The sequence below is a fragment of the Streptosporangium sp. NPDC006013 genome, assembly GCF_040614275.1.
Classification (GTDB): domain Bacteria; phylum Actinomycetota; class Actinomycetes; order Streptosporangiales; family Streptosporangiaceae; genus Streptosporangium.
The window spans coordinates 1-8,302 of the sequence record NZ_JBEXUE010000439.1 but is presented as its reverse complement, the minus strand read 5'-3'; the positions used below and the strand labels follow the sequence as shown (position 1 = coordinate 8,302).

At 70.7% G+C, this 8,302-nt stretch carries 9 protein-coding genes; 4 read left to right on the top strand and 5 right to left on the bottom strand.

Annotated features, from left to right (window positions below; translation table 11 throughout):
• The 3 genes from ABZ260_RS40695 to ABZ260_RS40685 form a co-directional block, all read left to right on the top strand.
• On the top strand, window positions 1-696 hold a 696-nt coding region (locus ABZ260_RS40695; protein WP_355628331.1), incomplete at its 5' end, for a CaiB/BaiF CoA-transferase family protein.
• 106 nt (window positions 697-802) lie between these two features.
• Window positions 803-1,444 (top strand): isochorismatase family protein, encoded by a 642-nt coding sequence (locus tag ABZ260_RS40690; RefSeq protein ID WP_355628327.1) that lies wholly within the window; start codon window positions 803-805, stop codon window positions 1,442-1,444.
• A 202-nt stretch (window positions 1,445-1,646) separates the two neighbouring features.
• Window positions 1,647-2,549, top strand: coding sequence for an alpha/beta hydrolase (locus tag ABZ260_RS40685; RefSeq protein ID WP_355628324.1), 903 nt, complete (start codon window positions 1,647-1,649; stop codon window positions 2,547-2,549).
• On the opposite strand, the gene ABZ260_RS40680 is transcribed toward ABZ260_RS40685, so the two are convergent.
• Window positions 2,528-3,160 carry a LuxR C-terminal-related transcriptional regulator gene (locus ABZ260_RS40680; protein ID WP_355628321.1) on the bottom strand — a complete coding sequence of 211 codons (633 nt, stop codon included), beginning with the start codon at window positions 3,158-3,160 and terminating at the stop codon, window positions 2,528-2,530. The two genes, ABZ260_RS40685 and ABZ260_RS40680, sit on opposite strands and share 22 nt — an antisense overlap.
• A gap of 365 nt (window positions 3,161-3,525) precedes the next feature.
• Between ABZ260_RS40680 and ABZ260_RS40675 the strand changes: the two genes are divergently transcribed.
• Complete coding sequence (locus tag ABZ260_RS40675; RefSeq protein ID WP_355628318.1) at window positions 3,526-4,161, top strand: hypothetical protein; 636 nt, start codon at window positions 3,526-3,528, stop codon at window positions 4,159-4,161.
• Here ABZ260_RS40675 and ABZ260_RS40670 read toward each other — a convergent pair.
• The 4 genes from ABZ260_RS40670 to ABZ260_RS40655 all read right to left on the bottom strand — a co-directional run.
• Window positions 4,137-5,369, bottom strand: a complete 1,233-nt coding sequence (locus ABZ260_RS40670; RefSeq protein ID WP_355628315.1) for a DUF4437 domain-containing protein — start codon at window positions 5,367-5,369, stop codon at window positions 4,137-4,139. The two genes, ABZ260_RS40675 and ABZ260_RS40670, sit on opposite strands and share 25 nt — an antisense overlap.
• A 12-nt stretch (window positions 5,370-5,381) precedes the next feature.
• Window positions 5,382-6,878, bottom strand: coding sequence for an AMP-binding protein (locus ABZ260_RS40665; protein ID WP_355628313.1), 1,497 nt, complete (start codon window positions 6,876-6,878; stop codon window positions 5,382-5,384).
• A gap of 72 nt (window positions 6,879-6,950) precedes the next feature.
• A complete protein-coding gene (locus tag ABZ260_RS40660) occupies window positions 6,951-7,871 on the bottom strand; it encodes a hydroxymethylglutaryl-CoA lyase (RefSeq protein ID WP_355628310.1) in 921 nt (306 codons plus the stop codon).
• A gap of 80 nt (window positions 7,872-7,951) precedes the next feature.
• A partial coding sequence (locus ABZ260_RS40655; RefSeq protein WP_355628307.1) for a hypothetical protein occupies window positions 7,952-8,302 on the bottom strand: 351 nt, incomplete at its 5' end.

The following is an 8,302-nucleotide window of genomic DNA, read 5'->3' as shown; positions in this document are numbered from 1 at the left end:
TTGGGAGACTCCCTGGCCGCCACCCACGCCTGCATCGGCACGCTCGTCGCGCTGCACGAGCGCGAGCGCAGCGGCAGGGGCCAGGTCGTCGACTCGGCGATCTACGAGGCGGTGCTCGCCATGATGGAGTCGATGGTGCCCGAATGGCAGCAGGCCGGCTACCAGCGCGAGCGCACCGGCACCGTGCTGCCCAACGTCTCGCCCAGCAACGTCTACCCGACCGAGGACGGCGACACCATCCTCATCGCCGCCAACCAGGACAGCGTCTTCACCCGCCTGGCGACCCTGATGGGCCGGCCCGAGCTGGCCACCGACGAGCGCTACGCCACCCACGGCGCGCGCGGCGCGAACATGGCCGAGCTTGACGAGATCATCGCCGCCTGGACCGCGGGGATCCCCGCGGACGAGCTGCTTCGGTCGCTGCACGAGGGCGGTGTCCCCGCCGGGCGGGTCTACACGGCCAAGGACATGTTCGCCGATCCGCACTTCGCCGCCCGTGAGGCCATCGTCCGCGTCCCGCACCCGGACTTCGGCGAGCTGGCCATGCAGAACGTGGTCCCCAAGCTCTCCGACACCCCCGGAAGCGTGCGCAGCGCCGGGCCCGCGCTCGGGCAGCACAACGAAGAGGTCTACCGCGGGCTCCTCGGCCTGTCGGAGGCGGAGTTCACCGGCCTGTCGGCTGCCGGAGTCATCTGAAACAGAGGGAGCCCTCCATGTCCCACCACCCCGCCGTCCGCGTCCCGGCGCCCGAGGAACCTCTCGCGCGCCGCGCGGAGGGTGCCCGCCATCCCCGGAGCCACGGGTGATCAGGGACCACGACGAGGTGTACGGGCGTTCCCTGCCGTTCGGGGAACGCCCGGCGCTGATCCTCATCGACCTGATGCGCGCCTACTTCGAACCGGGCGCCGAGCTCTACATGGGCTCGCGCGACTGCCTGGACTCGGCCGCGCGGGTCCTGACCGCCGCCCGTTCGGCGGGTGTTCCGGTGATCCACACCAGGGTCGCGTTCGGTCCTGACGGCGTCGACGGCGGCCTGTTCTTCCGCAAGGTGGCCCCGTTGCGCCACCTGGTGGACGGTGGCGGGCCGCTCGGCGAGCTGATGCCGGAGGTCGCGCCCGGGCCGGGGGAGACGGTGATCGTCAAGCAGTACGCGAGTGCCTTCTTCGGTACGGTGCTGGCCTCGACGCTCAACGCGCTGCGGGTGGACACGCTCGTCATCGCGGGCGTGTCCACCAGCGGCTGCGTGCGCGCCACCGCCGTCGACGGGATACAGCACGGGTTCGTGCCGGTCGTGGTGCGCCAGGCGGTCGGGGACCGCGACCCCCGGCCACACGAGGCCAACCTGTTCGACATCCAGGCCAAGTACGGCGAGGTGTGGGACGAGGCGGCCGTGCTGGAACGGTTCGGTCCCCCGCGGGCCGGGAGCGGGCCGCTGACCGGATGAGGACCCCGGCTGGCCGGTGACCACGGCCGGTGCTGTGGCCTACCCGTACGCGGGGACCGGCGGCCGCACCATGACGAGCTCGCGGACGCGTTCCTTGGGCCTTTTGGCATTTGCCTAGTCCGGACCTCTCACCGTTGCCATAGGGGAATCGAAGTTTCCAAAATTCGGATAACGATCCCCGCGTGAAAGCTGGTGAAGCATCATGCGCTCTTGGACGATCAGGGTCTGGGCGATCCTCCTGATCCCCTTCCTGCTCCTCACGGCCGCCCCCGCCGTCGCCGCCGACCTGTCCGCCCCGGGTTCCCACCCGGTCGGCTACTCCGACGTCAGCGTCTCGGCCTCCGGTCGCTCGTTCAGCGCCCGGGTCTACTACCCCGCGACCTCGGCGGGAAGCAACACGACCGTCGCAGCCGGGCAGTTTCCCGTGGTGGCCTTCGGCCACGGGTTCTTCCAGGCCATCAGCAAGTACGCCTCTCTGGGCGGCCACTGGGCCTCCTGGGGCGTGATCACGATCATGCCGACCTCGCAGGGCGGCCTGCTGCCCAGCCACAGTGCCTTCGCCGACGACTTGAACGCCGCGCTGACCTGGATGGTGGCGCAGAACACCGTCGCCGGGTCGCGGTTCAACGCCCACGTGCGTACCGACCGGCTGGGGCTGTCGGGGCACTCGATGGGCGGCGGCGCCAGCGTGCTGGCCGCCGCGCGCAACTCGGCGGTGCGGACGGTGACGAACCTGGCCGCAGCCGAGACCAACCCCTCGGCCGTGGCCGCCGCGGCCACCACGGCGGTTCCCATGCAGCTGGTCGCCGGTACGGGCGATACCGTCGCGGGCCCGTCGGGCCACCAGATCCCCATCTACAACGCCAAGCTCGCTCCCAAGCAACTGCGCACGATCGTCGGCGGTTTCCACTGCGGCTTCACCGACTCCGGGGGCCTCGGCTGCGACAGCGGTTCGATTACCCGGGCCGCCCAGCAGGCGATCACCCGCCGGGTGACCACCGCCTGGCTGCTGTACCACCTCCGTGACGACACCGCCCAGTACGACACGGTCTGGGGCGCGGCCGCACAGACCGACCCGGAGGTTCAGTTCCTCGGCGTCCAGTAACGGCACTCCGGCGCACCCGCCTCGGCTCGGGGCGGGTGCAGGGTCGGCGGCCACACGCCGGGTACGAACAGGCCCAGCACGAAGGCCCGCCCGGCCAGCGCCGATCGGCTTTCCGCGCCGAGCTTGGCGCGCAGCCGTACCAGGTGATAGTCCACGGCCTGGCGGGTCAGGTACAACCGCCGGGCGATCTGCGCGTTGGACGCGCCTTCGGCAACCAGTTGTAGCACCGTGCTTTGGAGCGGGCTCAGCGCGGGCGCGGCGGAGGAGATCTCGTCCAGTACGGTTACCACCCGCCAGGGCAGGCCGTCGGTGCGGTGTTCGACGGAGGCGCTGATCCGGGCGCGGATCACGGTGCCGTTCCCGCGGACGAGCCGTATCCGGGTCCGGTAGACATCGAGCCGCCCGAGGGCCAGCATCTGCCAATAGGGCCGCTGTGTGTCGATCTCGCCGGGCGCGAGCAGTTCTTCGGCCGGGAGACCGTCCAGTTCCTCGGCGGTGCGGGCCACCGCGGCGCGGAAGGCGGGGTTGCTCTCCCTGACCCTGCCGAGCCTGTCCACCGCTGTGATCGGGATCCAGGCGCGCTCGAAATACACCTGGTACCGGCCTTTCATGACCGCACCATAGATGATCTCCTCCGACCGGATTCATTCGCGTCACGGGGATCGAAGGCCACATGTCGTCGGCTGTTCAAGAGCATGTCGCGTGCGAGCCGCCACCGTCAATCGGCTGCGTGGTGGTGGACGTCGGAGGAGAACCGCCCGTGATCGAGACCCATGCGCATCCTTGTTGCTCCTAGAGAAACAATGTTTCCAAGATGTAGGATCCGTGAAACCGGAGGAAACGTCTAGGAGGCGACTGTGCCGAACCAGGTCGTGCAGATGGAGTCCGTCGGCCACGGGGCTGTTTCGGCGGCCAAGAAACCACCCGAGGGGCCTGAGGGGAAAATCCCTCCCGAGCCCGTCGCCGGCCACGAGCCGTGATCTCGGTCCTGTACGGCGGGCTGGCCCTGATCCAGGTGGCCCTGGCCGTACGGCTGGCGCGATCAGGCCGGTGGATCCCGTTCGCGGTCGCGACGGGGATCGCCTATGACTCGGCGGTCGTCGGAGCCGGGCGGCTGATCGGTGAGGGGCCGTGGCTGGAGGCGCTCAACACCGGCCGCTTCGCCGTCCACGCCATTCTCACCCCGCTCCTCATCGTCCACGGGGCGGTCCTCGTGCGCCGCGGCCTCGTCGTTCCGGCGTGGGGCCTCGCCGGTGTTCTGGTCGTCTTCGAGGTGGTGGGCCTGGCGGATCTGCGGCTGGAGCCCCGATGGTGGTCGGACACCCTGCGTTACGTTTCCGTGGATGCGCTGGGCCCGCCGATCCCGGCGCTGGTCACCACGGTGATCCTGCTGGTCGTGGGGCTCGTGCTGTGGGCGCGGTGGCGCACGCCCTGGCTTTTTCTGGGTGCGGCCGTGCTCCTGGCGACCGCGGGTGCCGCCGTGGCGTTGCCCGTCCTGGGCAACGCCGGTGAGGCCGTACTGATCGCGGCCATCGCGGCGACGGGCGACCGCGATGGCGGACGAGTCTCCGGGATACGGCTGCGCGGTCAGAGACCCTCGCCATCCCAGTAGCCGCGGGAGCGGGAGCGGACGGGAAGGCTTGAGATGACGGGGGCGGGAATGGGATCGCCCGACTTCCAGGCCCGGCCATGTCCCCGGTTGTGGGCGCCGGTGTCGGTGCGCTCGTCGGGGTGTTCCAGCGCGGCGGGATCGGTGCCCCAGTCGAGGGCGGGCTGTCCTTCCCCGTGGTCGTGTGAGTGGTCGTGTGAGTGGTCATCGTGGCCGCCCTGCAGGCGGGCCGCGTCGATGGCCTTGGCGATGGCGGTGAGGCTCCTGTCGGCGCCGTGACCGTGCGGGTGGACGTCCATGTCGACGGCACCCTGCTCGCGGGCGTACGCCAGGGACGCCCGCAGCATCTCCAGGTCCTGCTCGGTGCGGCGGGAGGGACCCCGGCCCAGGTCGTGGGCGGACTGGGACCAGCGCATCCGGCCGCCTTCGGGGCCGTAGTTGATGGCCTCGCCGCCCCAGCGCACCCATTCGTGCTCGGTGTACCAGTTGTGCAGCTCGCCGTCGGAGCGCAGCAGCCAGGTGGCGCCGCCCTCCATCGTGGTGAAGTGGCCGTGCTTGACCCGGGCGGGGCGGAAGAAGTAGGTGCCCAGGTCCAGGGTGCCGAAGTTGTACTCCATGTGGCCCTGGACGGTGTACGCCTCCTCGTAACAGGGGTGGTGGGCCAGCCGGTGGTCGGCCCAGCCCTCCTGGGCGTGGACGAGGCGGGTGTAGAAACCGGTGACCGGGTCGACGTGCAGGTACTTGATGAACAGACCGGGCATCGGCCCGGCGTTCGGCACCGCGTCCCAGTTCATGGCCTCGGAGTCGATGACGATGACGTCCTCGCGAGCCCCTGCCCAGCGCGGCGCGGCCAGGTTCTCCACGGGGTCGAAGCCGGCGTCGCCGTACTCGCGGTAGTGCAGGATCCGAGTGCCCTCGGCGAAGGTGACGGCGTCGGCGGGAACACCCTTGGGCAGGTAGAGATAGCCGCCCTTGCCGATGCGGCGGCCGCCGTACGTCATCGATCCGTCGAGCACGTAGTACTCGGTGTTGGCGTGGTGGATGCCGGGGCCGCGGCCCCAGTCGGTGTGGAAGTCGAGGCGCAGAGAGCCGGAGCCGTCCTCCTCGTCGGCCGACAGCCGCCGCTCGCCGGCCCTGCCCTCGCCGCCGGGCAGTTCGGCGGCGTGCCAGACGTAGTCGTCTTCGTGGATCATTTCGACATGCGGCCGCATGAGCGGTTCTCCTTAGTGGTTGTCACGCAACTCGCGCTTGAGGATCTTTCCTGCGGCGTTGCGGGGTAGCGCGGGAACGAACTCGACCTGCCGGGGCAGCTTGGGGCCGGCCAGTCTGGTACGGCAGTGCGCCGCCAGTGCCTCGGCGTCGACCGGAGTGCCGGGCAGGGTGACCACGAAGGCGGCCACCTGCTCGCCCCACCGCTCGTCGGGCAGGCCCACGACGGCGGCGTCGGCGACGCCGGGGAAGGAGGTCAGGACCTCCTCGACCTCGCGCGGGGCGATGTTCACCCCGCCAGAGATGATCATGTCCTTCTTGCGGTCGACGATGTAGATGAAGCCGTCCTCGTCGCGCTCGACGATGTCGCCGCTGGTGAGAAACCCGTCGGGGGTGGTGCACGCGGCGGTGGCGGCCGGATCGTCCAGGTAGCCGTTCATCAGGTACGGCGAGCGGCTGAACAGCTCGCCCCGGTCGGCGGGGTTCCCCTCGTCGTCCACCACCCTGACCTCGGTCATGAACCACGGGCGGCCCACCGAGCCGATCTTGTCGCGGGCGTCGGCCGGGCGGCAGTCGCTGATGATCCCGGCCTCGGTCGAGCCGTACAGCTCGTGCACCCCGACCCCGGGGAAGGTGTCCAGCACCCATTCCTTCAGCGCGCGCGGTAGCGCGGCGGCGTTGAAGTACAGGGTGTCCAGCGAGGACAGGTCGTGGTCGCGCAGTGCCTTCTCGCCCAGGGCGCGGAGCATGTGGGCGTGGGTGGGCACCAGGAAGACCGACTGGGCGCGCTCACGTTCGATCATCGCCGGGAGCCGCTCGGGGTCCCAGCTTCGCAGCATCGCGACCGTGCCGCCGGTGTGCACCGGCGCGTAGCCGAAGGCGAATCCGGCGCCGTGGTACATCGGGGCCACGGCGATCGTCCGGCGGCCGGGGCCCAGGCCCCACTCCAGGGCCGAGGCGTAGAAGGTGAGCGACCGCGACCGGTGGCTGATCAACACGCCCTTGGGGCGGCCGGTGGTGCCCGAGGTGTAGGCCACGCAGAACGGCTCGCGCTCGTCCACCTCGATCCGCGGGTCCCTCGCGCCGGCCGTGGCCAGGGCCGCGTCGTAGGACGGCCCAAGCCGGTTGCCGCCCATGGACAGGACCGTGCCGGGCAGCTCGACGCCGTCCACCGCCGCCGCCAGCGCCTCGTCCAGGATGAGGGCGCGGGCGGCGCAGTGCCCCAGGATGTAGGCGGCCTCGCCGGGGGTCAGCCGGGGGTTGAGCGGCACCATGACCAGCCCCGCCTTGGCGATGCCCGCCGCGGCCTCCGGATACTCCATCCGGTTGCCGAGCAGCAGCGCGACCCGTTCGCCCGGCCGCAGTCCGGCGGCCAGCAGGGCGTTCGCCAGGCGGCTGGACCGGTCGTCCAGGCCGCGATAGGTCAGTCTCCGGCCGCCGTCGACCACCGCGACCGTCGTGGGGGTGGCTGCGGCGAGTTCGCGGATCCCGCCGGCGATGGAGAGCTGCATAGGACCTCTTATGTTTCGCATAGAGAAACATTTTTCCATTATCGATAGCATGTCGCGGGTGAGACGTGCTCGTCAATCGAGAGTCCGGGCACCCGGGACGGGCGGGAAGTCGCCCGCGCGGCCGAGGAGTGCCGGGAGCGGAGCGCCGAGCCGCTCCCCGATGTAGGAGGCGGCCGAGAGCAGCCGGTCGAGGTCGACGCCGGTGGCGACGTCCGAGCGGCGCAACGCGTAGGAGAGGTCCTCGGTGGCGATGTTGCCGGTCGCCGCCGGGGCGAACGGGCAGCCGCCGATCCCGCCGCTGCTCGCGTCGAGCGCGGTGGCGCCCGCCTCGACCGCGGCCAGCGCGTTGGCGTAGCCGGTGTTGCGGGTGTTGTGGAAGTGGAACCGCAGCGGCAGGTCGGTGACCTCGCGCACGGCCCCGGTCAGCCGCCGCACGTCGGCGGGTACGCCCACGCCGATCGTGTCGGCCAGCGCGATCTCGTCGGCCCCGGTGTCCGCGCACCGCCGTACCAGTTCGGCCACGTGAGCGGGTGCCACCTCGCCCTCGAACGGGCAGCCGAAGGCCGCCCCGACGGTCGCGGTGACCCGCAGTCCGGCCGCGTGGGCGCGGGCGGCGATCCCGGCGAAGGAGCCCAGCGCCCCCGCCACCGTCATGCCCTGGTTGCGCCGGCAGAAGGCCTCGGTCGCCACGATCGTGACGTTGACCTCGTCCACCCCCGCGGCCAGGGCCCGGTCCAGGCCGCGCCCGTTGACGATCAGGCCTATGTAGCTGAGCCCTTCGCGTCGCGGGACGCGGGCCATCACCTGCTCGGCGTCGGCCATCTGGGGAACCAGGCGGGGATGGACGAAGCTGACCGCCTCGATGCGGGTGAGACCGGCGCCGGCCAGCGCCTCGATGTAGGCCACCTTGGTGTCGGTGTCGACCGGGACGGACTCGTTCTGCAGGCCGTCCCGGGGTCCCACCTCAACGATGCTGATCCGGGGAGAAGACATGTTCCAGATGTATCAGTGTTGTATGCAATAGATCTATATGTGAAGCGATTTTTGCAAAGCTATCGCTGGATTGTATGCAACTAGCGCTGGGAGAGCACCGTGACGTTCTTGTCGGAGGCGTCTCCGAAGCCGTAGACGTAGGCCGCGGCCAGCGAGTCGCCGAGCGAGGCGCGCAGGAACAGCGCGCTCCACTTGGCGGCGGTGTCGATGCTCTCCTCCTGGGACAGCGTCTGCGCCGAGGCGTCGGGGATGGCGCCGGGCGGGGTCTGGGTGTCGGTGAGACCGAAGTGGTTGGCGCCGGTCACGGTGATGAGCGCCTTGGGCGGCGCGCCGAGGGCGTTGTAGGTCGCACCGGCCGCCGCCGGCAGGTTGTTGCCGTCCAGACCCCCCTGGACGAGGGCGACCGGTACCCCGGCGTTGGCGATCGGGAC